This window comes from Aliarcobacter thereius LMG 24486 (genome assembly GCF_004214815.1).
Lineage (GTDB): Bacteria > Campylobacterota > Campylobacteria > Campylobacterales > Arcobacteraceae > Aliarcobacter > Aliarcobacter thereius.
This window is the reverse complement of sequence record NZ_CP035926.1, coordinates 1,731,671-1,755,520: the sequence shown is the minus strand read 5'-3', so window position 1 is coordinate 1,755,520 and position 23,850 is coordinate 1,731,671. Positions and strand designations below refer to the sequence as shown.

The window sequence follows — 23,850 nt, the reverse complement described above, 5'->3', positions numbered from 1 at the left end:
ATTAATTATCAATATAAACTTTTCATTTACAAAACTTATATACAATTAATATTCGAAATAAAGGAGTAGGTATGAGAAAAATAGTTCTATTAGGATTATTTGTAAGTTATTTGTTCTCATTTGAAGAGCTAAATAAAGATAACTTTCACCAAAAAATAAAAGGTAAAAATGCTATTATAGATTTTCATGCACCTTGGTGTCCCCCTTGTAAAATCTTGGCAGTAAATTTAGAAGAATTTGACATAATAAAACCTGAAGATGTAGAAGTTTTTAAAGTAAATATAGATAATGAACAAGAGTTATCAAGAATATATAAAGTAAGAAGATTACCAACAATAATGATTTTTAAAGATGGTGAATTAATCAAACAATATGCAGGTATAAAAACAGCAGATGAGCTGTTGGAAATATCTAAAAATGATTTTAAATAGGAGAAGATATGAGAAAATGGCTATTAAGTTTATTAATAATAACATACTCTTTTTCATTAGATTTAGGAAATAAAGTTTTAGAGCCAGAAGAGGCTTTTCAAGTTACTTTTATACAAAATGAAAAAGATTTAAATATTAAGTTGGATTTAGGAAAAGATATATATTTATATGATGATAAGATAGAGATAAATATTACAAAACCTAAGAAAGTTGCTTTAAGAGATGAACTGAATCTCCCAAAACCAGTTGAATATGATGGATTTATTGTTCATTTAGATAATTTAAATTTAACTTTACCATATAGTTTGCTAAAAGATAAAATAGATTCAAATAAATATGAAATTGAATTGAAATTTCAAGGTTGTTCAAAAGCTGGGCTTTGTTATGCACCTATGAAAGAGAAAAAAGTTATATTTTTTGAAGCTTCAAATAATGAAGATAATCTAGCAAAACAAGAAGAGATTATTGAAGAAACTTTAGCTTCAAATGAACTTTTAAGTGAAACAGATAGTATTGCAAATACATTTAAAGATTCAGGTACACTTTTGGTTCTTGCTACATTCTTTGGTTTTGGACTTTTATTATCATTTACACCTTGTGTTTTTCCTATGATTCCTATATTATCTTCAATTATAGTAAAAGCTTCTCAAAATGAGAAAATGAGTGCCAAAAAAGGTTTCTTTATGTCACTTGTTTATGTTATTTCAATGAGTGTTGCATATGCAATGGCTGGAATAATAGCAGGAATATTTGGAGCAAATTTACAAGCAAGTTTACAAAACCCTTATGTATTAGTTACTTTTTCTCTAATATTTATTGCTCTTGCATTCTCTATGTTTGGATATTTTGAGATTAAACTTCCTCAAGCAATACAATCAAGAATAAATAAAACAACAGATGGAAAAGAGCAACAAGGAATTTTAGGAATTGCTATTATGGGATTCTTATCAGCACTTATCGTTGGACCTTGTGTTGCACCTCCTCTTGCAGGAGCATTAGTATATATTGGTCAAACAGGAGATGCACTTTTAGGAGGAATGGCTTTATTTGTTATGAGTTTAGGAATGGGTGTTCCTTTATTGTTAATAGGTCTTGGAGCTGGTAAGTTTATGCCAAAACCAGGTGGTTGGATGCTAAGTGTTACAAAAATATTTGGAATTATTATGTTAGGAGTTGCTATTTGGCTTCTTGATAGAGTTTTAAATCCAAGTATAACTATGTATTTATGGGCTTTATTATTTTTAGGAACAGGAATTTATTTAAGAATTTATACTCATATATTGGCTGAACTTATAAAAGTTGTAATTACTATTTTAGGAGTTATTTTATTTGTAGGAGCAATTAGTGGAGCAACAAATCCACTTAAACCACTTGATAAATTTACAAGTGGAGTGTCAATTTCACAAAAAGATGAATTAAATTTTACATATATTAAAAACATAAAAGAGCTAGAAGATGCAATATCAAAATCATCAAAACCAGTTATTCTTGATTTCTGGGCATCTTGGTGTGTTTCTTGTAAAGAGTTAGATGAAATTACTTTTAAAGATAGTGAAGTAATATCAAAATTGAAAAACTTTACACTTCTAAAAGTAGATGTAACAGCAAATAATGAAGATGATAAAGCTATTCAAAAGAGATTCGGAATAGTAGGACCTCCTGCATTAATCTTTTGGAATGAAAATAAAGAAGAAGTTAAAGCAGCAAAAATTGTTGGGTATAAAAATCCAAAAGAATTTATAGAGATTATTAATAGAAGCTTTTAAGCTTCTATTTTTTTAATGGAACTATTAACTACTTTTAATTTAATATTAATTGCTTCAATAGCCATCTCAGCCTTAATTCAAGGAAGTATTGGTGTTGGCTTTTTGATGTTAGCTACACCACTTTTAGCAACTTTTACAGATTTAAAAACTGCAATAATATATCTTCTTATACCAGCAATTGTTATAAATATTATGTCAATATTAAAAGAAGGAAGTTTTAAAGAAGCATTTTTGAAATTCTATAAATTAGCACTTTTCTCTTTAATTGGTAGTGCAATAGGAACATATATATTATTATATACAGATTCTGATATTTTTAAAATTTTACTTGTATTCTCTATTCTTTTTTATCTCTTCTTTAATAAGTTTAATATTAAATTTACTTGGATTTATGAGAAGAAAACTTTTAGTAGAATGTTTTTTGGTCTTATAACAGGATTATTAGGTGGCTTAACAAATGTAATGTCAGCTAGTCTTTTAATTTATACATTAGAGTCAAAGTTTACAAAAAAAGAGACAATACAAGCTGCAAATTTATGTTTCTTGTCTAGTAAAATTATACAAATTATACTTTTTTCATATTATGGATATATTACAAATGAAGTAATAAATATTTCAATATTTTCAGTTATTGCTACTATTATTTTTGTATATTTTGGATTTAAGATAAAAGATAAAATTTCTCAAGAGTTATACAATAAGATAATAAGAGTAGTTTTATTAATTATTGCATTTATACTAATATTTAAGCTGATTTTTCCATAAATTAAAAGAGAAAAAATCTCTTTTAATTTTTAAAGGAATATAAATACTCCAATAATGATTGGTATTAAATAAATAGTACCAAATATAGCACCTAGTGACCACCATTTTGCTTGTGAAATATAACCAGCTCCATACCAAATAGGAGAAGGTCCACAACCATAAGGAGTAATTATTCCCATAACACCTAAACTTCCAAGTAATAAAATTGTAAATGGAAGAACTTGTTCAGCTGGTAAAATTGTAACAGCAATAGTAATAAACACAGGAACTAAAGCACTAACATGAGCTGTTGTACTAGCAAAGAAATAGTGTAAGATATAGAAAATAACTATTAATGCAATCACAGCACTTGTTACATTTATATCTGTAAATACACTTGAGATATTTGATTCAAGATATTTGATTAAACCAACTTTCTTTAAACCATCTGCTAAAGCAACTAAAGTAGCAAACCAAATAAATACGTTAAATGCAGCTTTATCTGAAAGTAAATCATCCCAAGTTAAAATACCTGATAAAATAATTACAGAAACAACAGCAATAGCAGTAGTTGTAGAGTTTATTCCAACATCTTCTCCAAATATCCAAAGAATAAGTGCAACTAAAGCAAGACCTAGCATTAAATACTCTTTAAATGTAACACCACCTAATTTTTTAAGTTCTTCTGCTGCCCAAGCTGGAGCTTCAGGAGATTTCTTTTGAGTTGGTGGATAAACTACATAAGTAAGCCATGGAGTTAATAAAAATAGAGGAATCATAAGTGGTAGCATTATTTTTGCCCACTCCATCCAAGGAACAATAATATGTGCATCGTGTTGAGCAACCATTCCTACTGCCAAAACATTTGGTGCAAGAGCTGTTAGGAACATTGAACTTGTTACACAAGTAGAAGCAATAGCAACCCAAGATATATAAGCACCAAGTTTTCTTGGCTCTTTATCTGGATATGAACCAAATATTTCAGGAATATGAATTGCAACAGGATAGATAGTTCCACCACTTCTTGCAGTATTTGATGGCATAAATGGAGCTAAAGCTAAATCAGAAAATGCAACAGCATAACCTAAACCTAAAGAACTTTTTCCCATATATTTAACCATAAGTAAAGAAATTCTTTTACCTAAACCAGTTTTTTTATAACCAGCTGCAAACATAAATGCTGCAAAGATTAGCCAAATTGTAGTATTAGAAAAACCTGATAGAGCCCATTTGATACTCTCTCCAGAACCTCCAACTAAACCTACAGCAGCTACAAAAGATATTCCTACAAAACCAATAAGTGCTGCTGGAATAGGCTCAAGTATAAGTCCTATAATTACTGCTATAAAAATTCCTAAGTATCTCCAAGAGTCCTGAGTTAAACCTTCAGGTGCTGGAATAAACCAAATTACTAAGGCTATTAATACGGGTATTAGTAGCTTAATATTTTTCTGCGACATAAGTACTCCTAAATAATTTTTTTTGAATTATAGTATAAATTGCTAGTTAATAGTTTTAAAGTGTAATAAATATTACATATTAATTACATTTTGCTACAATATGGAAAACTAGGAGATGAGATGAGATTATTATCTGTTTTACTTTTTTTTGTAATTTACTCTTATTCTAATGAGTGGAAAATACAAAATGATCCATATTATAAACATAAAGTGAGCCAATTTTTCATGTTAAAAGATTTTAATACTTCAAAGATAATGATGTTAGGAGATTCAATAACTGATGAAGGAGAATGGAGCGAACTTTGGGGAGAGCTTGTTCAAAATAGGGGAATTAGTGGAGATACAACATTAGGTGTTTTAGATAGAGTTCATACAATTAGCTCAAATATAGAAGATGTTTATATAATGATTGGTGTAAATGATATTATGAGAGGATCAAATGCCAAAGAAGTATTTAAAAATTATAAAAAGATAGTTAAATATTTTTTAGATAAAAAAATAAAAGTAAATATTCAATCTACTTTATATATTGGTGAAAGTAGGAAATCTAATTTTAATAATGAAATAGAGTTATTAAATAAATCATTAAAAGATTTTGCAAAATTAAAAAATATAAAATTTATCGATTTAAATACTATATTGTCTGAAAATAATATTTTAAATTCACAATATACAAAAGATGATTTGCATTTAAATGGAGAAGCTTATCAATTATGGATAAATCTTTTAAAAGATAGTAGGAGATAAGATATGGAGCTTTTTTTATCTACTTATTTAAAGATGTTTTTTATTATGACTCCTTTTTTTGTCTTGAGTGTTTTTATAACAGTAACAAGTGATGCCACAATAGAAGAGAAAAGAAAATTAGCCACAAAAGTCACAATATCTGTAATAATTATGGCTTTTATTTTACTATTTTTTGGGAAACATATATTTTCTATATTTGGAATTACATTAGATGCTTTTAAAATTGGAGCAGGGGCACTACTTTTTGTAACAGCAATTGGTTTAATCTATGGAAATAAAGATGGACAAAAATTGAATGACAAAAACCTTCAAGAGTTAGCTGTTGTTCCTTTGGCTTTACCAATTACAATTGGTCCAGGAACAATAGGAATACTATTGGTTTTTGGAATAGAATTCCAAAGTCTTCAAGCAAAACTAACAGCAGGTTTAGCACTTTTATTTGCAATATTAACAATAGGAACTATGCTTTATTTATCATCATTAATTGAAAAGCTTATAAAAAAAGAGGGTTTATTGATAATTTCTAAAATAACAGGATTGATTTTGGCAGCTTTATCAGCACAAATTATGTTTACAGGTATTAAAGGTTTTTTTAACCTCTAAATACCTAAAAACTTTGATAATAAGAAAAGTAAAATAATACAAGCAAAATACATTTTAATACTATAAAAGAAATTTAATTTAAAAATCTCTTTTGCACTGCAAGAATATCTTGAACTCATTGTAAGATTTAATCCTGAAATTGGTGATGTTGAAACAGTTGTTGCCCAAGCCATCAAAAAAGTCATAGCTAATAAAGTATGATTTGCATCTATAAAAAAGTCTGCAAAAATAGATATAGATATAATAGGATGAATTCCTATAAAAGATAAAGAAATAAATATAAAAAGAATAATAGAAGCTATTTTATAATCAAAAACTTCAAAAGGAAAAGAGAAATTTAATCCTAATAAAACAGTTCCTGCTAAAATACCAAAAAGTCCAGCAATCAAAAATAATGATATTTCACTTTTCATTTTTGGTAAATCATCAAAGATATAATCTTTTAATATAAAGAAACTAGTTTTTAAACCTTTTTTCATAGGTAAAATAATAAGAGTAAGAGTAAATGCAAATGATGAAATAAGTAAAATTATTTTTAAATCTTCAAAATAAAAGTGAGTAATAATTACAAGAAAAGCTAAAATAGCTGGTAAAAAAAGATTTTCTAATGATAGAGGATAACCATAAAAACTATCCAAATTAAATCTATTTGTATTGACTTCAAGATATGTAAATACAAATGAAAATATTGCTAATATTAAACCAAAAGATATTATAGAAAAAGTATTTAAATTTGGTGCATATGTTAAAGCTGCTGCAAAAGCAACAAAAAAAGGCGACCAGTATGCATCACTTGCAAAAGAACGTGTTAAAACTATTATTTGTAAAGGAGATAATGTAGCTTTTTTATACATTTTATCTGCAACTAAAAGTAAAGAAGATATATTTATAACTGAACCAAATAGATGTATTCCTAAATATGTTTTAATAAATGCTTTTTTACCATTTGGAAGAGTCTCTTTATCTTCTTTTGGGATTGCAACAAGTTTTAAGAAACTAACAGATATTAATAGAACTAATAGATATAAATTTATACTAAAAATCTTTTCAAAATCTATATAAAAGTCATTTAAATAGCTATAAAAAAAAGCTATAAAAGAGAATAATAATAAGATTATTATTAGTTTTTTTGATTTTAATGTAGGGAAAAGTAATATTGCAGCTATCCAAATAGAAGAAACTGCAAATATATTAAAGCTATTATCTATAAAATATGAATAAATAGTAAAAATAAAACTAAGAAATATTAAAAGTCCTGAAAGTCTTGATAAAAATAGCATTTAAAACCTTTTTTGTAAAAATACATTATATAAAAACTTAGTATAATTCAAGCAAAAAGGATAAATCTTGATAAGACTTGGTTCAAATTCACCAACAAGAGCAAAAATTCTAAGAAGTTTTAATATAGATTTTATACAAAATGGTGGAAACTTTGATGAAGATAGTATAAGAACAACTAATCCAAAAGAGTTTTGTTTTATGGCTACAAAAGGAAAATTTGAAGAGTTATATAGTAAATATGGAATAGAAGATATGCCTTTGCTTGTAGCTGATAGTGTTGTTACTTGTGAAGGAAAACTTCTTAGAAAAGCAAAAGATTTTGATGATGCAAAATCTATGATAGAACTTCAAAGTGGAAATAAAACATCTGTAATATCTTGTATGATATTTAAAAGTAAAGAGCTAGAACTTATTGATATCTCAATTACAAGTTATGATTTTATGGAATTTGATAAAAAGGATATAGAAAATTATATAAAATCAGGTGAATGTTTTGGAAAAGCTGGAGCTATAATGGTTGAAGGTTTTTGTAAACCATATATAAAAAATGTTATTGGGCTTGAAAGTACAGCTATGGGACTTAGTATAGAAAAATTAATTCCTTTTTTGTAAATATAAAAAAGGCTAAGAGTTTAACTCTTAGCCTTTTAAAAACAGAGTAAAGAAAAATTAGTCAAATGTTGGTTTTGCTGTCTCTTCTGTACTAGCTGGAAGTTGTGGATATTTAAAATCAGGCATTCTTCCATCTAAAGTTTTCAAAAATGTTATAATTTTTGAAGCTTCAGCATCACTGATTTTAATTCCTAATTGTACTGAACCCATCTCTTTAATTGCATCACTTAATGACCAGAATTGCCCATTATGGAAATATGGTGCTGTTTGAGTAATATTTCTTAAAGTTGGAGTTTTTACCATACCATTTTCATCACCTTTAAAATCACCTACACTGATAAATTTATATTGGTTAGCAATTTGGAATGGTTGCATTGTTCCACCAAGAGCAATTCCTGTATGACAAGCTGTACAACCTTTTGATAAAAATAGATTTAAGCCATCTTGTTCTGCTTTTGAAAGAGCTTTTGAATCACCATTTAAAAAGTCATCAAATCTTGATGGAGTAACTAAAGTTTTCTCAAAAGTTGCAATAGTTTCAGTGATTATTTTAAAATCTACTTTTGTATCTTTTCCATAAGCATTTTTGAACTCTTCAACATATGCTGGAATAGAGTTTATTCTTTGCTCAACAAGTGCAGGTGGTGCTGCCATTTCAGGTCCAGCTTGAATTGGTCCAGCTGCTTGATCTGCAAGGTGTGGACTTCTTCCATCCCAGAATTGTGCTTTAAAGAATACTGAGTTATAAACAGTTGGTGAGTTTAAATGAAATGGATTTGCTGTCCATCCGTGACCAATAGCAGCTGGAATTCCATCAGCTCCACCAAGTCCTAAATTATGACAAGTATTACATGAAATAAGGTTACTTCTTGAAAGTCTTGGATCAAAGTATAATTTTTTCCCTAATTCTACTTTTGCATTAGTAATTGGATCTTTTGGATCTGTATCAATTAATTTCATAAGTTCTGATTTATTTGCAGGTATAGCCTCAAGACCTGAATCTTTTGCTTTTTTAATTAGTGCTTCATTTGCAAATGCAAAAGTAGTACAACAAAGTATTGCCAAAGAAATTTTAAATTTCATTATTTTCCTCCTAAATGATTTACAAAATCATAGGAGAATTTTTATTAAATAGAGGTTAAATTATAGCTTTTTTTTAGAAATATTATAATTTTTACTTATAATAGAAGATATTAATTGTCCTATATAACTTTTTTTACTAACTGATCTGCTAATAATTCAAGTGATTTCTCAACAAGCTTAGTATCCCCATGTTCTATAAAGATATCATTATATTCAAAAGAATTTACACTAATATTTAGTATATTTTCTTCGCTTAATAGTTCTAAAATAGCACTAGCAACTCCACCTTGTTTTTGTGAATCACTGAAAATATACCAAGAGTTATATTTTTCTGAAAGTTTTATTAACATATCTTTGTCTAAAGGTTTTACAAATCTTAAATCTAAAATTGCTATATCTTCTTCGTGTAGTTTTTCAACTTCTATGGCTTTACTAACACCAGCTCCATAAGCAATAAAAAGTTTATTTGATTTTCCATCTTTTAGAAGTTCTGATTTTCCTAAAACAAAAGGATTTGCTTTATAATCTAACTCTTTAAAAGCTCCTCTTGGATATCTAATAGCACATGGCTTATCTAAACTGTAAGCAAAATCTAAAGCAAAATTTAAAGTTTGGTTATCTCTTGGAGCAAATAAAACCATATTTGGAATAAATCTTAGAAAACTAATATCAAAAACACCTTGATGTGTTTCTCCATCATTTCCTACAATTCCAGCTCTATCCATAGCAAAAACAACAGGTAAGCCCATTATACAAACATCATGAACTATTTGATCAAATCCTCTTTGTAAGAATGTTGAATATATTGTAACAAAAGGCTTGAATCCTTCTTTTGCCATTGCAGCCATAGATGTAACTGCATGTTGTTCAGCAATAGCAACATCCCAAAATCTATCGGGAAACTTATCTAAAAGCTTATCTAAACCAGTTCCACTTGGCATTGCAGCGGTTACTCCAACAACATTATCATATTTTTCTGCAAGATTTAAAAGAGCATCTGAATATACAGCTGTTGCACTTTTATCAGATGATTTTTTAATAAATTCACCATCTTCAATATTAAATGGACCAACTCCATGCCACTCTTCGTGTTGACCTTCTGCTATTTTATAACCTTTACCTTTTGTTGTTCTTGCATGAACAATAACAGGTTTATTCATTGATTTTGCAATAGTTAATGTATCAATAATTTCTTCAATATCATGACCATCTATTGGACCAATATAATCAATTCCTAACTCTTCAAATAGTATTCCAGGAGTTATTAATTTAATTGAATTTTCAACTCTTTTTGCAAGATAAGTTGTTCCTTCTGGCATATTATTTCTAATAAATTTATCAACTCTTGCTTTAAAGCTTTGATAAAATTTCCCTGCTAATATTTTTGATAGATATTTTGAAATTGCTCCAATTGGTTTTGCAATACTCATTTCATTATCATTTAAAATAATCACAACTGGAAGTTTCAAATCTCCAAGTTCATTCATAGCTTCATAAACCATTCCAGCACTCATAGAACCATCACCAATCATAACAACTGGAACTCTATCTTCATTTTTTAGCTTAATAGCTTTTGCAGCACCAGTTGCAATAGAAATAGAAGTTGAGCTATGCCCAGCTACGAAATAATCTGCATCGCTCTCTTTTGGTTTTGTAAAACCACACATTCCGTCAAATTGTCTAACAGTTTCAAACTCTTCCCATCTGTTTGTTAGGAGTTTATGTGCATAGCATTGATGAGAAACATCAAAAATAAATGGGTCTTTTCTTACATCAAAAACTTTATGCATACCCAAAGTTAATTCAACAGCACCTAAAGTAGATGAAAAATGACCACCTTTTCTTGATACTACATCAATGATTCTTTCTCTAATTTTATTAGATATTTGAATTAATTCTTCAGTTGATTTTTCTTTTATCTGCATATTTAAATCTATTTTAACTCTTCTAAAACTTCATTTAATAGTTTAAAGAATTTCGTGTTTTGAGTAGTTGAACCAATAGTTACACGAATTGCATTTAAACCATAACCAGTTAAATCTCTTATTATCATTCCTTTTTCTAAAAGTTTTTGAGCAACTTGTTTAGATATAAAATTCTTAAATAAAATTGTAATAAAGTTTGTATATGAAGGTATATATTCAAAATTATTATCATTACAATATTTTTCAAATCTTTTCATTTGTTTGAAGTTTTTATCAATACAATCATTTACAAATTCTTCATCTTTTAATGCTTCAATAGCAGCTGCTAAACTTAAAGTCGTAATATTAAAAGGAGCTCTTAATTTATATAAATTTTGTATAATTTCTGGATTAGCAACACCATAACCAACTCTCATTCCTCCAAGAGCATATGCTTTTGAGAAAGTTCCAAGATAGATTGTATTTGGAAAAGTATCAATTAAATCTTTTGGAGATATTTTTTTATTAATATCTTTATAAGCAGCATATTCCATATATGCACCATCAATAATTACAAGAGTATTTTTATCAACAGATTCTAAAAATTCATAAACTTCTACTTTATCTAAACATTCACCTAAAGGGTTATTTGGGATACAAAGGAAAATAATATCTGGATTGTGTTTTTTGTAAAGTTTTTTGAACTCTTTTAAATTGTGTTGGCTAGATTTTGTTTTAATTATTTCAGCACCAGTCTGTTTTGCATATATTTCATACATTGCAAATGTTGTTTTTGCCATTAGAACTTTTGATTTTTTATTACATTTTGCGTGTATTGCAAACTCTAAAATTTGATCACTTCCAGAGCCAATAACAATATTATTACTTTCTACTTCATATTTAGATGCCAAAGCCTCTTTAAGTTCATACATAGAGTCATCAGGATATTTAAACATATCTTTTGCAATATCTTGAATTTTCTTAACAACTTTTGGACTTGTTCCATAAGGATTCTCATTTGATGCCAGTTTTACAACATCTTTAGGAGATATACCATACTCTCTTGTAACCAATTCAATTGGTTTTCCAGCTTCATATAGAGGCACATTTTTTAACACTTTATTGAATTTCATTTTGTTTCCTTTTTATATGTCTTTTATCTCTTTTACATAAGAGCCAAGTATCTTCACATTTTCACTATGTTTTTCTAAAACTTCTTTTATATTTTTATCATCTTTATGACCATCAAAGTCTATGAAAAAAATAGAATCACCTTCTACAATGTGTGATTTTATCTTAGTTAAGTTTATCTTTGCATTATTCAAATCATTTAAAAATTTAACCAATATACCTTGCTCATCAGGGAATTTTGCAAGAAGTGAAGTTTTATCATTTCCACTTGGAGAATTATCAAAATCACTCAAGATAAAAAATCTTGTTTTATTATTATCTTTATCTTCAATATTTTCAAATAATATAGGAAGATTATATATTTTTGCAGCTACATGAGCACAAATTGCTGCACTATTTGGCTCTTCAACAGCTAGTTTTGCTGCTTTAGTTGTTGATTCTACTGGAATTAGTTCTATCTCATCAAGACCATAGTTTGTTAAGAATCTTCTACATTGATCAAAAGCGATATCTTTTGAATATATTTTCTTTATATCTTCTATCTTATCACAAGTTGTTGCTAATGTATGATGAATATTTAATATTACTTCAGCAACAATTTTTGAGTTATAGTGAGTGAAACTATTTATAGTGTCATTTACAATACCATTTGAAGAGTTCTCAATTGGAACAACTCCAAATTTTATATTTTTTGCCTCAAGCTCTTTAAAAATTCCTTTTATTGAAGATATTGAAATATAAGAGCTCATAGCCCCAAATCTTGTTTCAGCTGCTTGATGAGTAAAACTTCCTTTTGGACCTAGATAGCCTATGTTCTCAGGTAGTTCAAGGTTTCTTGAAATTGCAAAAATCTCTAAAAATAGGGCTTCTATTGCACTTCTTGTAAGAAGTCCTTTACTTGCTTTATTAATATTATCAAGTCTTTCAATAATAGATTTTTCTCTTTCTGGTCTATAAATTGCACCACCACTTTGTGCTTTTATAACTCCAACTTGATGAACAAGTTCCATTCTTTCATTTAATAAATTAAGTAATCGATTATCTATATCATCAAGTTGATTTCTAATATCTATTAATCCTTTTTCGCTTGTCATTTTGTTACCTTATTTTATAAATTCAATTTCATGAGCAATTAAATCTTCAAAATTTTCTCTTCTTCTAATTAATCTATCTTCCCCATTTTCAATAGCAATTTCAGCAACTCTAGCTCTTGTATTATAGTTACTTGCCATTGTAAAGCCATATGCTCCAGCACTATAAATTGCAACTAAATCACCACTTTGTGTACTTGGTAAATCTATATTTTTTGCAAAAAAATCACCACTTTCACATACTGGTCCTACAATATTACAATCACTAAAATCTTTATTGTCATTTAAAACTTCAATTTTATGATAAGCATCATATAAAGCTGGTCTTATTAAATCATTCATTGCTCCATCAACAATAATAAATCTTTTATTTCCATTTATTTTTTCATATAAAACTTTTGTAATAAATATTCCAGAATTTCCAACAATAAATCTTCCAGGTTCACAAATAACTGTTAAATCAAGTCCAAACATAGAGTCTAAAATAGTTTGTGCATAATCATAAGTATTTATTAGTTTCTCATCATTATAAACAATTCCTAATCCTCCACCAATATCCATAAAAGATAGTTCTATTTTTATTGCTTTTAAATTTCTAACTAAATTTGCAACAATATTTATTGATTCTTTTATTGGTTCAAGTTCAGTTAATTGTGATCCAATATGACAATGAATTCCAGTTGGCTCCAAGTTTTCACTATTTTTACATTGAATATACATTCTTTTTGCTGTATCAATATCTACTCCAAACTTATTTTCATGAAGTCCAGTTGAAATATATGGATGAGTTTTTGGGTCTATATTTGGATTTACTCTTATAGAGATTCTTGCAACTTTATTTAACTCTTTTGAAATTAGTTCAACTCTGTTTAGCTCAGCTGCACTTTCAACATTTATCATAAGAATATCAAGTAAAAGTGCTTCTTTAATCTCATCATCACTTTTTCCAACACCTGAAAAAATGATTTTATATGTAGGAATTCCAACTTTTAAAGCTCTTTTTACTTCACCAATACTTACACAATCAGCACCAGCCCCAAGTTCTGCTAGATGTTTTATAACACTTAAATTTGAATTTGCCTTTACAGCATAAGCTATTAAAGACTTTCTTGCTCTAAAAGAGCTTTTTAACTCTTCATACTGTTTTGTTATATGATTAAAGTCATATACGTAAAATGGAGTTTGATATTTATCTGCTAGTTTTTTGAAATCTATACTCATGTTTATCCTAATTAAAATCTATTATAAAATTTTAAAAACTCTATGTTAAAGTTCTTAAAATTGTAAAATATAAAAGCCCTTAAGTTTTCTTAAGGGCTTTTAGAACAAATTTAATTATCCGTTCCATTCCAAGCAATTCTAGGTTTTCCATCCTCAAATTCAACAGCTGGCATTCCCATTATATTAAATCCACTATCGACATAGTGAATTTCTCCAGTTACTGCTTTGCTTAAATCACTAAGCATATACATTCCCGAGTTTCCAACTTCTTCAATAGTTACATTTTTCTTTAATGGAGAGTGTGCTTCATTCCATTTAAGCATAAATCTAAAATCACCAATTCCAGCAGCAGCTAAAGTTTTAATTGGACCAGCACTAATAGCATTTACTCTTATCCCATCTTTTCCTAAATCTTCAGCTAAATATTTTGTAGTCATCTCTAAAGCTGCTTTTGCAACTCCCATAAGATTGTAGTTTGGAATATATTTTGCTCCACCATAATATGTAAGAGTTAAAATTGAAGAGTTAGAACTTAAAAGAGGTTTTAGCTCTCTTGATACTTCAATCAATGAAAATACAGAGATATTCATAGCAATATCAAATGCCTCTTTTGAAATATTATGAAATCTTCCACTTAGTCCTTCTTTTGGAGCAAAAGCTATTGAGTGAACTATAAAATCAATCTCGCCTAAATCTTTTTGTAAAGATTCTCTTAATGCAACTATCTCTTCTGGTTTTGAAACATCACAAGGATAAACTAAATTTTCACTTCCAAATTGAGCAGCTATTGGCTCAACTCTTTTTTTTAGAGCATCATTTAAATATGTAAAGGCAATTGTTGCACCTTGCTCAGCACAAGCTTTTGCAATACCATAAGCAATTGATTTCTCATTTGCTACACCTAAAATAACACCTTTTTTACCTTTCATAATCATTTTAAATCCTTTGTTTTTTCTAATATCTGTATAAAATCATCTATATTCCAAGAAGCCGTACCAATTAAAGCTCCATCAACACTCTTTAAAGAGCAAATATCTTCTATATTTTCAAGTTTTACACTTCCACCATAAAGTAAAGCTTTGTCTATTTTACTTTTTATCGCTTCATGAATGTTTTTAATATCTTCAATAGTTGCTGTTACACCTGTTCCTATTGCCCAAATTGGTTCATAAGCTAAGATTAGTTTCTCATAATTTGTATCAATTCCTTCAAATTGTGCAAAAAGATACTCTAAAGTTTTATCTAAACCTTGATTTTTTATCTCTAAAGGTTCGCCAATACAGTAGATTATTTTAAAACCTTGGTTTTTATAAAAATTAAATTTTTTTGAAATATCTTCTTGAGATTCTTTAAAAATCTCTCTTCTCTCACTGTGACCAATTAAAATAGTTTTAAGACCAAACTCTTCAATTTGTTCAAGACCAATCTCACCTGTATAAGAACCTTTCATAGTTGGAAAAGCATTTTGAATACCAATATTTAAGTTTCTTTCACAAGAAAATGAGTCTAAAGAGCTTGAAGTAGGGAAAATTAAAACTTCATTTTTTATATTATTCTCTTTAATAAAAGAGTTTGTTTTTTCAATAAACTCTTTTGTACTTTTTCTTGTGTGGTTAGTCTTAAAATTACTTGCAATAATCAACATTTATTCTTCATCCTCTAAAAGTAGTGCTTTAACTCCTGGTAAAATTTTACCCTCTATAAGTTCAAGTGAAGCTCCACCACCAGTGCTTATAAATGTCATATCAGTTTCATCACCAGTTATTCTTACTAAATCAGCTGTATCTCCACCACCAACAACAGTTGTTGCATAAGAGTTAGCTACAGCATTTGATATCTTTGTACTACCTTTTGCAAATTTTTCCATCTCATAAACACCCATTGGACCATTCCACAAAATAGTGTTTGCATCATTTAAAACTTCACTAAATAAAAGTGCAGTTGCTGGACCAATATCTAAACCTATCCAAGTTTTTGGAATCTCTTGAACTGGAACTATTTTTGCTATTGCTTCAGGATCAAAAGCTTCAGCTACAACAATATCAACAGGTAAATATAGTTTTGTATTTTGTTTTTTTGCCAAATCCATTATTTTAATAGCTTCAGGAATCAAATCCTCTTCAACCAAAGATTTCCCAATCTCATGACCTTGAGCTTTTAAAAATGTAAATGCCATTCCTCCACCGATAACTATTTTATCAACTTTTGGAACTAAGTTATATAAAGCTTCTAGTTTACCAGATACTTTTGAACCACCAACTATTGATACAAAAGGTCTTTTTGGATTCTCAACTATATGGTGAAAAAATTTAATCTCTTTAGCAAGTAGGAATCCAGCTGCTTTATGGTTTTTATCAAAGTATTTTGCAACACCTTCAACTGATGAATGAGCTCTATGTGAAACTCCAAATGCATCATTTACATATACTTCAGCCATAGAAGCCAATTTTTTACTTAATTCTTCGTCGTTTTTTGTTTCACCAGCTTCAAATCTCATATTCTCTAAAAGCATAATTTCACCAGCTTTTAACTCTTTTGCCATTTGAATAGTTTTTTCACAAACTACATTTGGAGCTAACTTTATATCTTGTTTAAGTAATATATGAAGTCTCTTTGCAATTGGAGATAAAGAGTATTTTTCTTCAAATCCACCTTTTGGTCTTCCAAAGTGGCTAGCTAAAATAACTGAACAATCATTATCTATACAGTATCTAATTGTATTTAAAGCACTTCTAATTCTTCTATCATCTGTAATATTATTGTATTCATCAACAGGAACATTAAAATCACATCTAATAAATACTTTTTTACCAGCTATATTTATATTTTTTAACTCTTGTAAATTCATCTTAAAGCCTATTTATTAGAGATATATAAAGCTAAGTCTATTAATCTTGAAGAGTAACCCCACTCATTGTCGTACCAGCTCATTACTTTTATCATATTTCCACCAATAACTTGTGTTAAATCACTTGCAATTATTGTTGAATTTGTATTTCCTATTAAATCACTTGAAACTAGCATATCATTATCAACTGCTACAATTCCATTTAGCTCTTTTGATTTTTGAGTAAATAGAGCATTTATCTCCTCTTTTGTTGTATCTTTTTTAACTACAAAGTTTACATCTACCATTGATACATTTGGAGTTGGAACTCTTACACTTTGACCATGAAGTTTTCCATCAAGTTGAGGCATTATAAGTTTCATAGCTTTTGCTGCACCTGTACTTGTAGGAATCATATTTTGTGCACCAGCTCTTGATCTTCTTTTATCTGAATTATGTTTTACATCTAAGATATTTTGATCATTTGTATAAGAGTGAATAGTTGTCATTAAACCTTTTTCAATACCAAAAGCATCATCAATGATTTTTGCTATTGGTCCAAGACAATTTGTAGTGCAAGAAGCATTTGAAACTATTTTTTCACCATCATAAGTGTTTTCATTTACACCCATAACATAAGTTTTTGTAGTATCTTTTGCAGGTGCACTCATAACAACTTTTTTTGCACCATTTCTAATATGAATCTCACAAGCTTCTTGTGTAAGATAAGCTCCTGTACACTCCAATACTATTTCAGCTCCACAATCTTTTGTAAAAGTTAATTCATTTGCATCTCTTGTTGAATATAGTTTTGCATTAATTTTTCCCATTTTTAAAAAACCATTTTCAACTTTAACATCACCATTAAAAGTACCGTGAACTGTATCATATTTTGTAATATATTCAAGCATATCAGGTTTAGCTGTATCATTTATAGCAACTAATTCAATATCATCTCTTGTAGCAATAATTCTAGCTACACATCTTCCTATTCTTCCAAAACCATTTATTGCAACTTTAATAGCCATCTAATCCCTTTGTAAAAATTCTAAATAGCAAATATTTTATCCAAAAATTGCTATAATATAATTTAATCACAAAAGTAAGGAAAGTTTTTTTTGAAAATTGCAATTTTTGGTGGTAGTTTTGACCCAATTCATATAGCACATGAAACAATAGTAAGAACTGCTTTAAAAAATTTAGATCTTGATAGAATAATTGTTATTCCTACTTATTTAAATCCATTTAAAAAAGATTTTTTGTTTGAACCAGAAATAAGATTTGAATTTCTTAAAAAAGTCTTCCAAGATGATAGTAGAATTTTCGTTAGTGATTACGAAATAAAACAAAAAAAACTAAGCTATACTTATGAGACTATTAGATATATTAAATCTTTGTTAAATCCTAGTAAAATATATTTTATAATAGGAGAAGATAACTTAAAATCTCTTCATAAGTGGCATAATATCGATGAGTTGAAGAAAAATTTAGAATTTGTTGTAGCAAAAAGAGTGGGATATAATTTGGACAACAAAGAGTTTAAAAGTTTTGATATTAATATTGATATTAGTTCTACACTTTTAAGAGATAAATTGGATTTATCATATATTCCAGATATTATAAAAGATGATGTAAAAAAAGAGTTAGGAAAATTAAAAAAAGGAAAATTTTGAACAAAAGAATAGAAAATATCAAAGAGATATTAGAAGATAAAAAAGCAGTTGATGTTGAGGTTTTTGATTTAAGCACTAAAGATTATTTGGTTGATTATGTTGTTATTGCAACTACTTTAAATCCAAAACATGCAAGTGCATTATTAGATTATTTAAAAACTGATTTAAAACCTCAAGGTGAAGAGTTCTTAAGAGTTGATGAAGATGAAAATTGGACTGTTATAGATTTAGGTGATATTTTTATACATTTAATGAGTGAAAAATATAGAGAAAAATATAATATTGAAGAATTTTTAGAAAGTTTTGCTAAGTTTAAATCTTAGTAAATAAAATATACAAAAGAGATTACATAATCTCTTTTGCTTCAATTCCAAGTAATTTAAGTCCTGTTTTTAGACTTAACTTTGCCATACTTAAAACTTTTAGATAAGTTTTTTCTTCACTACTTCCAATAATTTTGTGTTCATTATAAAACTTATGAACACTTGAAGCTAAACTATATAAATATTCAGTGATTTTTTGCATCTCTCTTTTTGAGAAAGCATCTTCTAAAACAGAGTTTAAAAGTAAAGATTCATAAAGTAAATTTAGAGCTTCTGCATTTAAATTTTCAAATTTTTCATCTTTTATATCATCTATATTTAAAGATGATTTTACAAAAACTTGATTTATTCTTGCGTGTGCATAATTTATATAAAAAATAGGATTTGATGAATCTTGATTTTTAAGCATATCAATATCAAACTCTAAGTGAGTATCACTTTTTTTAGTTAAGAAGATAAATCTTAATGCATCACTTCCAATTTCAGCTGTTATATCAGACATTAAAATAACATTTCCAGCTCTTTTACTCATTTTATATGGTTGCCCACCTTTAAGTAGTTGAACCATTTGAGATAAAATAACTTCTAGTTTAGATGAATCATTCCTTAGAAATTCAATAGCTGCTTTAACTCTACTTATATATCCGTGGTGATCTGCTCCCCAAATATTTATATATTTGTCAAATTTTCTATCGAATTTATTTTTATGATAAATTATATCTCCAGCTAAATATGTAGGAATTCCATTTTCTCTTACAACAACTCTATCACTATCATCACCAAATTGAGTAGATTTTAGATATATTTTTTCATCTTTTGTATATAAAGAGCCATTTTGCTCTAAAACACTTTTTGTACTATCCCAAGAGCTATAAAGTGATTTTTCAGATACAAAGTTTTGGAAAGTTATTCCTAAATCACCTAAATCTTTTATAATTATTTGCATTACAATATCTTTTGCGAAAAGTGCCATCTCATCAAATCTATTTTCATCATAGATTATCTCTTTTCCATATTTTGTAATGATTTGTTCAGCAATTTCAACTAGATAATCGCCTCTATAATAACTCTCAGGATATTTTACTTTCTCTTTAAAAATAAAATCTCTAGCAGCCAAACTAACAGAAGTTCCTAGAAGTTGCATTTGAGCCCCAGCATCGTTTACATAATACTCTCTTGTAATATCAAAACCTAAATAATCACCAACTTTATATAAAGTATCTCCAAAAACTGCACCTCTTGCATGACCAATATGAAGTGGTCCAGTTGGATTTGCACTAACATACTCAAGAAGTATTTTTTCATCTCTTTTTGTATTTAGGTTTTTTGCAAAATCTTCTTTTTTATCTAAAGCTTCATTTGTAAGTTTTTCTATAAACCCTTTTGAAAGAGTGAAGTTTATAAAACCTTTTACAGCTTCAACCTTTTCAAATAACTCTTTATTTTCTAATTTAGAAACTAATTCATCAGCTAAAATCATAGGAGATTTTTTAAGCTCTTTTGCTAAAGAAAAAGCCACAGGAGTTGCAAAATGACCTAAAGATAAATCTTTTGGCTTTTCTAAAACAACATTACTCTTTTCTAATATACTTTCTATAAACTCTTTAACTATATTTTGCAAATTCTACTCTTATACTTGTTTTGTTTCATTATCTTTTTTATTTTCAATCTCTTCTATTTTAGAATCTTTTGAAACTTCTTCTTTCTCATCATCTTTTAGTGCATTTTTAAAGTTTTTAATTCCACTTCCAATACCTTTTGCAAGTTCAGGAATTTTCTTTCCACCAAAAAGAATAACAACAATTAATAGAATAACTAAAATCTGAATACCACTTGGTCCCATAATTATACTTTAGCTTCTTCTTTTTTATTTTCTTCTTTTTTTACTTCAGTCTTTTTGTCATCAATATTTGATGCACTTGCAACTTCATCTTCACCATCTTCTTTTACAGCTTTTTTGAAGTTTTTAATACCACTTCCAATACCTTTTGCAAGTTCTGGTATTTTTTTACCACCAAATAAAATTAATACTATTAAAACAATTACTAATAATTGCATACCACTTGGCATACCCATAATTATTCCTTTTTTTTAAGATAGCAATTATTATAGCTTTTTATAGCTTAAAAATTTTTCTATTTAATAAATATTTGAGCTAATTTTATACCAATGAAAACTGCAAGAATTGATCCAAATAAGTTTAAACAAATATTTAATATTGCAAAAGTTAAAGATGAATTTAAGAGTAAATAGCTATCTAAAGAAAAAGTAGAAAAAGTTGTAAGTCCACCTAAAAAACCTGTTATTAGTAGATATTTTAGATTATCAGAAACTATAAAAGAAGTAAAATATAAATAAAAGAATCCAATTAGAAAAGAGCCAATTAAATTTACAATTAGTATTCCAAGTGGAAAATCAATAGGATAAATTTTTACTTGATAATAAACAGCAAAATATCTTAGAATAGAGCCTAGAGCTCCACCTAAGCCAACGGCAAAAACTATTTGCCAATTAATGAACATAGTTTCTGTACTCTTTTTCGAAAACTTCTTTCATGTTTTTCTCAGTATCTTCATACCAAGATGTTTCTTTACTAGCAATAACTGGATCTAAATAAACTATTTTTACAATTCCTGGACTTGCTTCAAGTTTTTGGGAATCAACTATATTTCTAGTTCCAAATAAAACAATAGGTTGTACTTTTAAAGCATATTTATTCCCAAGCATTTTAGCACCAGCTTTAAAATCTCCCATAAATGTACCATCACTTCTTGTCCCTTCAGGGAAGATTGCTATTGGTCTATTTTTACTTAATCTATCTTTTGCTTCATTAATAAGATGAATAAGACCAGCTTTATTCTCTCTGTCAATACTTATCATTCTTGGAGCTTTTATAATATGACCAAAGAAGAACATATCTGTAATCTCCTGTTTTGCTACCCATGCAATATCTCTTTTATGTAAGTACTCAATTACTATAATATCAAGCATTGATTGATGATTCAAAAGAAGTAAATCACAACTTTCATCAGCTTTACCTTCAATTTCTATTTTAATACCTAAAAAGAAAATTTGAATTTTCATCCAAACTTTTATAACTTTATGTGTATGATTCCTAAAAATGTACATAAAAAGAATAACAAATGCAACAGTTACAGAAAATTGAATAGCAACAAATAAGCCTCTAATTTTTCTCAAAACTCTCCTCCTTTATCCAACCAATAAAATTATTATCAATTCCTAAGACTTTTTTAAATTGACCTTTTTTCTCTAATATTTCAACACTCTCTTTTTCTAAGGTTTGGAAGAAAATTGTTGAGTTTTTTGTAGGTAAAATATATATATATGAACCTTCACTTATATAACCCTTTTGATTTGGATAGTTATAAATTACAGCAAATATTAAAGTGATAATTACAAATATTAGTAATATTTTATTTCTTTTCCAAATAAAGATAAGTAAAAATATAATAAATACAATAATAGAAGCAATCTTTTTATATTTTTCAAATGTTGAATCATTAGGATTTAGATCTGTTTGAGTGCTTACAAGTTCATTTTGTAAAATAAGAGGTATTTTAATCTCTTCAAATTTATTTAAAGAGCTATTAAAATATGTAAAATATAGATTCTTTTGAAAAATAGGTGTTACAAAATAGTAAACTAGATTCTCTATATTTTCTTGTTCTTTTATACTATGAATTCCTTGTTCTTCAATAGAATTTAGATGAAAATTTCCTAAATTTGAATTTATAGCATCAATATCAACTATTGTAAGAGCTTCTTTATTGTTATATTGTTTAGTTTTATATGCTTTTAAAATCAACTCTTCAGCAACTATATTTGCATATCTTTCATCACTTTTACCAATTTTTGAGAAACTTATACCATCTAAAAATAGACTTGTATTATCTATTTCTTCATTATAATTTATTAAAGATACATTAATTTCAGGTAGTTTGAAATTTGGGCTTAGAACTTGAAGATAAAAACTATTCTGCCAAGTGTTATTAGATATCTTTTTCCAAGTTGAATTTGGATTTATAATATCTATATCTTCCATATCTAAAAAGGCAACTCTAAAGTTTGTAAATTTTGAGTTTGGAACTAAAGCTTCAATTGTAATTTCAAATTTTTGATTAGTATAGATATTTTTTGGTATTTTAGAAAAAGATAAATATAAATTTTTTGATGCCAAAAGATTTATGGCAAAAAGAGTTAAAAAAGATAAAAAAAGTAGAATAAATTTTTTCATATAAAATTTTAAAGTAGAATTAATCTACTTTAAAAAACCTTTTAACATATTAAGTCCATCACTTGAACCTAGCACATCTTCCATTGCTCTTTCAGGGTGAGGCATAAGACCAAATACATTTCTATTTTTATTACAAATACCAGCAATATTTGAAACACTTCCGTTCATATTTGTTAAATCACCATCAGAAGTACAATATTTAAGAAGAATTTGATTATTTTTTTCTAAATCTTTAAGACCAGCTTCATCAATATAATAATTACCATCATGGTGAGCAACAGGAATATTAACAATATCACCAATATTTAATAGTTTTAATAGAGGATTATTATTATCAATTACTTTTAAGTGGTGATGTTTAGAAATAAAATGCAAAGTATCATTTCTTTTCATAGCTCCTGGTAAAAGTCCAGCTTCAAGTAAGATTTGGAAACCATTACAAATACCTAAAACTTTTCCACCATTATTTGCAAACTCTTTTACACTTTCCATAATTTTAGCAAATCTTGCAATTGCACCACTTCTTAGATAATCTCCATATGAAAATCCACCTGGAACTACAACCAAATCACAGTTTTCTGGAAGTTTTTCATCTTTATGCCAAATTATTTCTACTTCACAATCTAATTTCTCAAATGCATATTTAGCATCAAATTCACAGTTTGTTCCTGGGAATCTAAGTACAGCAACTTTCATAA

General features: G+C 27.6%; 26 protein-coding genes. 8 read left to right on the top strand and 18 right to left on the bottom strand.

Annotation, left to right across the window (positions count from 1 at the left end; translation table 11 throughout):
* Positions 1-71: 71 nt before the first annotated feature.
* The 3 genes from ATH_RS09045 to ATH_RS09035 are packed head-to-tail and all read left to right on the top strand — an operon-like array spanning position 72 to position 2,962.
* Positions 72-431 carry a thioredoxin family protein gene (locus ATH_RS09045; RefSeq protein WP_066180655.1) on the top strand — a complete coding sequence of 120 codons (360 nt, stop codon included), beginning with the start codon at positions 72-74 and terminating at the stop codon, positions 429-431.
* 8 nt (positions 432-439) lie between these two features.
* A complete protein-coding gene (gene dsbD, locus ATH_RS09040; RefSeq protein WP_066180657.1) occupies positions 440-2,197 on the top strand; it encodes a protein-disulfide reductase DsbD in 1,758 nt (585 codons plus the stop codon).
* A gap of 15 nt (positions 2,198-2,212) precedes the next feature.
* On the top strand, positions 2,213-2,962 hold the full coding sequence (locus ATH_RS09035; protein ID WP_066180659.1) for a sulfite exporter TauE/SafE family protein: 750 nt from the start codon (positions 2,213-2,215) through the stop codon (positions 2,960-2,962).
* Positions 2,963-2,991: 29 nt separating this feature from the next.
* Here ATH_RS09035 and ATH_RS09030 read toward each other — a convergent pair whose 3' ends face one another.
* Complete coding sequence (locus ATH_RS09030) at positions 2,992-4,401, bottom strand: anion permease (protein ID WP_066185901.1); 1,410 nt, start codon at positions 4,399-4,401, stop codon at positions 2,992-2,994.
* A 120-nt stretch (positions 4,402-4,521) separates the two neighbouring features.
* Here ATH_RS09030 and ATH_RS09025 point away from each other — a divergent pair, with 120 nt between their 5' ends.
* Positions 4,522-5,148 carry a GDSL-type esterase/lipase family protein gene (locus tag ATH_RS09025; RefSeq protein ID WP_066180665.1) on the top strand — a complete coding sequence of 209 codons (627 nt, stop codon included), beginning with the start codon at positions 4,522-4,524 and terminating at the stop codon, positions 5,146-5,148.
* A gap of 3 nt (positions 5,149-5,151) precedes the next feature.
* The gene (locus ATH_RS09020; RefSeq protein ID WP_066180668.1) at positions 5,152-5,751 is read left to right on the top strand and encodes a MarC family protein; all 600 of its coding nucleotides are present in this window, start codon (positions 5,152-5,154) and stop codon (positions 5,749-5,751) included.
* Here the strand turns inward: ATH_RS09020 and ATH_RS09015 are convergent.
* Positions 5,748-7,031 (bottom strand): tellurium resistance protein TerC, encoded by a 1,284-nt coding sequence (locus ATH_RS09015; protein ID WP_066180671.1) that lies wholly within the window; start codon positions 7,029-7,031, stop codon positions 5,748-5,750. The two genes, ATH_RS09020 and ATH_RS09015, sit on opposite strands and share 4 nt — an antisense overlap.
* A 67-nt stretch (positions 7,032-7,098) precedes the next feature.
* On the opposite strand from ATH_RS09015, the gene maf reads away from it, so the two are divergent.
* Positions 7,099-7,644 (top strand): septum formation inhibitor Maf, encoded by a 546-nt coding sequence (gene maf, locus ATH_RS09010; protein ID WP_066180674.1) that lies wholly within the window; start codon positions 7,099-7,101, stop codon positions 7,642-7,644.
* A gap of 57 nt (positions 7,645-7,701) precedes the next feature.
* On the opposite strand, the gene ATH_RS09005 is transcribed toward maf, so the two are convergent.
* From ATH_RS09005 to gap, 9 genes are all read right to left on the bottom strand, one after another.
* Positions 7,702-8,727 (bottom strand): cytochrome-c peroxidase, encoded by a 1,026-nt coding sequence (locus ATH_RS09005; protein WP_066180677.1) that lies wholly within the window; start codon positions 8,725-8,727, stop codon positions 7,702-7,704.
* A gap of 119 nt (positions 8,728-8,846) precedes the next feature.
* Positions 8,847-10,652: a 1-deoxy-D-xylulose-5-phosphate synthase gene (dxs, locus tag ATH_RS09000; protein WP_066180680.1), complete on the bottom strand. Its 1,806-nt coding sequence runs from the start codon at positions 10,650-10,652 to the stop codon at positions 8,847-8,849.
* An 8-nt stretch (positions 10,653-10,660) separates the two neighbouring features.
* The gene (hisC, locus tag ATH_RS08995; protein ID WP_066180683.1) at positions 10,661-11,764 is read right to left on the bottom strand and encodes a histidinol-phosphate transaminase; all 1,104 of its coding nucleotides are present in this window, start codon (positions 11,762-11,764) and stop codon (positions 10,661-10,663) included.
* 12 nt (positions 11,765-11,776) lie between these two features.
* Positions 11,777-12,856 (bottom strand): chorismate mutase, encoded by a 1,080-nt coding sequence (pheA, locus tag ATH_RS08990; RefSeq protein ID WP_066180685.1) that lies wholly within the window; start codon positions 12,854-12,856, stop codon positions 11,777-11,779.
* A 9-nt stretch (positions 12,857-12,865) separates the two neighbouring features.
* Positions 12,866-14,074 carry a diaminopimelate decarboxylase gene (lysA, locus tag ATH_RS08985; protein WP_066180689.1) on the bottom strand — a complete coding sequence of 403 codons (1,209 nt, stop codon included), beginning with the start codon at positions 14,072-14,074 and terminating at the stop codon, positions 12,866-12,868.
* A gap of 110 nt (positions 14,075-14,184) precedes the next feature.
* Complete coding sequence (fabI, locus tag ATH_RS08980) at positions 14,185-15,009, bottom strand: enoyl-ACP reductase FabI (protein WP_066180692.1); 825 nt, start codon at positions 15,007-15,009, stop codon at positions 14,185-14,187.
* Positions 15,006-15,719 (bottom strand): triose-phosphate isomerase, encoded by a 714-nt coding sequence (locus ATH_RS08975; protein ID WP_066180696.1) that lies wholly within the window; start codon positions 15,717-15,719, stop codon positions 15,006-15,008. The genes fabI and ATH_RS08975 overlap by 4 nt, the downstream gene beginning before the upstream one ends.
* The gene (locus tag ATH_RS08970; protein WP_066180698.1) at positions 15,720-16,922 is read right to left on the bottom strand and encodes a phosphoglycerate kinase; all 1,203 of its coding nucleotides are present in this window, start codon (positions 16,920-16,922) and stop codon (positions 15,720-15,722) included. It abuts the gene before it with no gap.
* Between the two features lie 8 nt (positions 16,923-16,930).
* On the bottom strand, positions 16,931-17,929 hold the full coding sequence (gene gap / locus ATH_RS08965) for a type I glyceraldehyde-3-phosphate dehydrogenase (RefSeq protein WP_066180701.1): 999 nt from the start codon (positions 17,927-17,929) through the stop codon (positions 16,931-16,933).
* Between the two features lie 90 nt (positions 17,930-18,019).
* Here gap and nadD point away from each other — a divergent pair, with 90 nt between their 5' ends.
* Entirely contained in the window at positions 18,020-18,574 is a 555-nt protein-coding gene (gene nadD, locus ATH_RS08960; RefSeq protein ID WP_066180704.1) for a nicotinate (nicotinamide) nucleotide adenylyltransferase, read from the top strand.
* Positions 18,571-18,897, top strand: coding sequence for a ribosome silencing factor (gene rsfS, locus ATH_RS08955; RefSeq protein ID WP_066180707.1), 327 nt, complete (start codon positions 18,571-18,573; stop codon positions 18,895-18,897). Before nadD ends, rsfS begins: the two co-directional genes overlap by 4 nt.
* A gap of 22 nt (positions 18,898-18,919) precedes the next feature.
* Here rsfS and argS read toward each other — a convergent pair whose 3' ends face one another.
* Genes argS through purQ form a run of 7 tightly spaced genes read right to left on the bottom strand, consistent with a single transcriptional unit; the run spans position 18,920 to position 23,848 of the window.
* A complete protein-coding gene (gene argS, locus ATH_RS08950; protein WP_066180710.1) occupies positions 18,920-20,518 on the bottom strand; it encodes an arginine--tRNA ligase in 1,599 nt (532 codons plus the stop codon).
* A 9-nt stretch (positions 20,519-20,527) separates the two neighbouring features.
* Entirely contained in the window at positions 20,528-20,740 is a 213-nt protein-coding gene (locus ATH_RS08945; RefSeq protein ID WP_066180712.1) for a twin-arginine translocase TatA/TatE family subunit, read from the bottom strand.
* 2 nt (positions 20,741-20,742) lie between these two features.
* A complete protein-coding gene (tatA, locus tag ATH_RS08940; RefSeq protein ID WP_066180715.1) occupies positions 20,743-20,973 on the bottom strand; it encodes a twin-arginine translocase TatA/TatE family subunit in 231 nt (76 codons plus the stop codon).
* 59 nt (positions 20,974-21,032) lie between these two features.
* Positions 21,033-21,419 carry a fluoride efflux transporter CrcB gene (gene crcB, locus ATH_RS08935; RefSeq protein ID WP_066180717.1) on the bottom strand — a complete coding sequence of 129 codons (387 nt, stop codon included), beginning with the start codon at positions 21,417-21,419 and terminating at the stop codon, positions 21,033-21,035.
* A complete protein-coding gene (locus ATH_RS08930; RefSeq protein ID WP_066180720.1) occupies positions 21,409-22,095 on the bottom strand; it encodes a lysophospholipid acyltransferase family protein in 687 nt (228 codons plus the stop codon). The genes crcB and ATH_RS08930 overlap by 11 nt, the downstream gene beginning before the upstream one ends.
* Complete coding sequence (locus tag ATH_RS08925) at positions 22,082-23,152, bottom strand: hypothetical protein (RefSeq protein ID WP_066180723.1); 1,071 nt, start codon at positions 23,150-23,152, stop codon at positions 22,082-22,084. The genes ATH_RS08930 and ATH_RS08925 overlap by 14 nt, the downstream gene beginning before the upstream one ends.
* 24 nt (positions 23,153-23,176) lie before the next feature.
* Positions 23,177-23,848, bottom strand: a complete 672-nt coding sequence (purQ, locus tag ATH_RS08920) for a phosphoribosylformylglycinamidine synthase I (protein ID WP_066180726.1) — start codon at positions 23,846-23,848, stop codon at positions 23,177-23,179.
* Positions 23,849-23,850 lie beyond the last annotated feature (2 nt).

Excerpts from the sequence above, each read along its gene's own strand:
- ATH_RS09045 (WP_066180655.1), top strand. The coding sequence starts at position 72 with ATGAGAAAAATAGTTCTATTAGGATTATTTGTAAGTTATTTGTTCTCA.
- dsbD (WP_066180657.1), top strand. The coding sequence starts at position 440 with ATGAGAAAATGGCTATTAAGTTTATTAATAATAACATACTCTTTTTCA.
- ATH_RS09035 (WP_066180659.1), top strand. The coding sequence starts at position 2,213 with ATGGAACTATTAACTACTTTTAATTTAATATTAATTGCTTCAATAGCC.
- ATH_RS09030 (WP_066185901.1), bottom strand. The coding sequence starts at position 4,401 with ATGTCGCAGAAAAATATTAAGCTACTAATACCCGTATTAATAGCCTTA.
- ATH_RS09025 (WP_066180665.1), top strand. The coding sequence starts at position 4,522 with ATGAGATTATTATCTGTTTTACTTTTTTTTGTAATTTACTCTTATTCT.
- ATH_RS09020 (WP_066180668.1), top strand. The coding sequence starts at position 5,152 with ATGGAGCTTTTTTTATCTACTTATTTAAAGATGTTTTTTATTATGACT.
- ATH_RS09015 (WP_066180671.1), bottom strand. The coding sequence starts at position 7,031 with ATGCTATTTTTATCAAGACTTTCAGGACTTTTAATATTTCTTAGTTTT.
- ATH_RS09005 (WP_066180677.1), bottom strand. The coding sequence starts at position 8,727 with ATGAAATTTAAAATTTCTTTGGCAATACTTTGTTGTACTACTTTTGCA.
- dxs (WP_066180680.1), bottom strand. The coding sequence starts at position 10,652 with ATGCAGATAAAAGAAAAATCAACTGAAGAATTAATTCAAATATCTAAT.
- hisC (WP_066180683.1), bottom strand. The coding sequence starts at position 11,764 with ATGAAATTCAATAAAGTGTTAAAAAATGTGCCTCTATATGAAGCTGGA.
- pheA (WP_066180685.1), bottom strand. The coding sequence starts at position 12,856 with ATGACAAGCGAAAAAGGATTAATAGATATTAGAAATCAACTTGATGAT.
- lysA (WP_066180689.1), bottom strand. The coding sequence starts at position 14,074 with ATGAGTATAGATTTCAAAAAACTAGCAGATAAATATCAAACTCCATTT.
- fabI (WP_066180692.1), bottom strand. The coding sequence starts at position 15,009 with ATGATTATGAAAGGTAAAAAAGGTGTTATTTTAGGTGTAGCAAATGAG.
- ATH_RS08975 (WP_066180696.1), bottom strand. The coding sequence starts at position 15,719 with ATGTTGATTATTGCAAGTAATTTTAAGACTAACCACACAAGAAAAAGT.
- ATH_RS08970 (WP_066180698.1), bottom strand. The coding sequence starts at position 16,922 with ATGAATTTACAAGAGTTAAAAAATATAAATATAGCTGGTAAAAAAGTA.
- gap (WP_066180701.1), bottom strand. The coding sequence starts at position 17,929 with ATGGCTATTAAAGTTGCAATAAATGGTTTTGGAAGAATAGGAAGATGT.
- ATH_RS08945 (WP_066180712.1), bottom strand. The coding sequence starts at position 20,740 with ATGGGACCAAGTGGTATTCAGATTTTAGTTATTCTATTAATTGTTGTT.
- tatA (WP_066180715.1), bottom strand. The coding sequence starts at position 20,973 with ATGGGTATGCCAAGTGGTATGCAATTATTAGTAATTGTTTTAATAGTA.
- crcB (WP_066180717.1), bottom strand. The coding sequence starts at position 21,419 with ATGTTCATTAATTGGCAAATAGTTTTTGCCGTTGGCTTAGGTGGAGCT.
- ATH_RS08925 (WP_066180723.1), bottom strand. The coding sequence starts at position 23,152 with ATGAAAAAATTTATTCTACTTTTTTTATCTTTTTTAACTCTTTTTGCC.
- purQ (WP_066180726.1), bottom strand. The coding sequence starts at position 23,848 with ATGAAAGTTGCTGTACTTAGATTCCCAGGAACAAACTGTGAATTTGAT.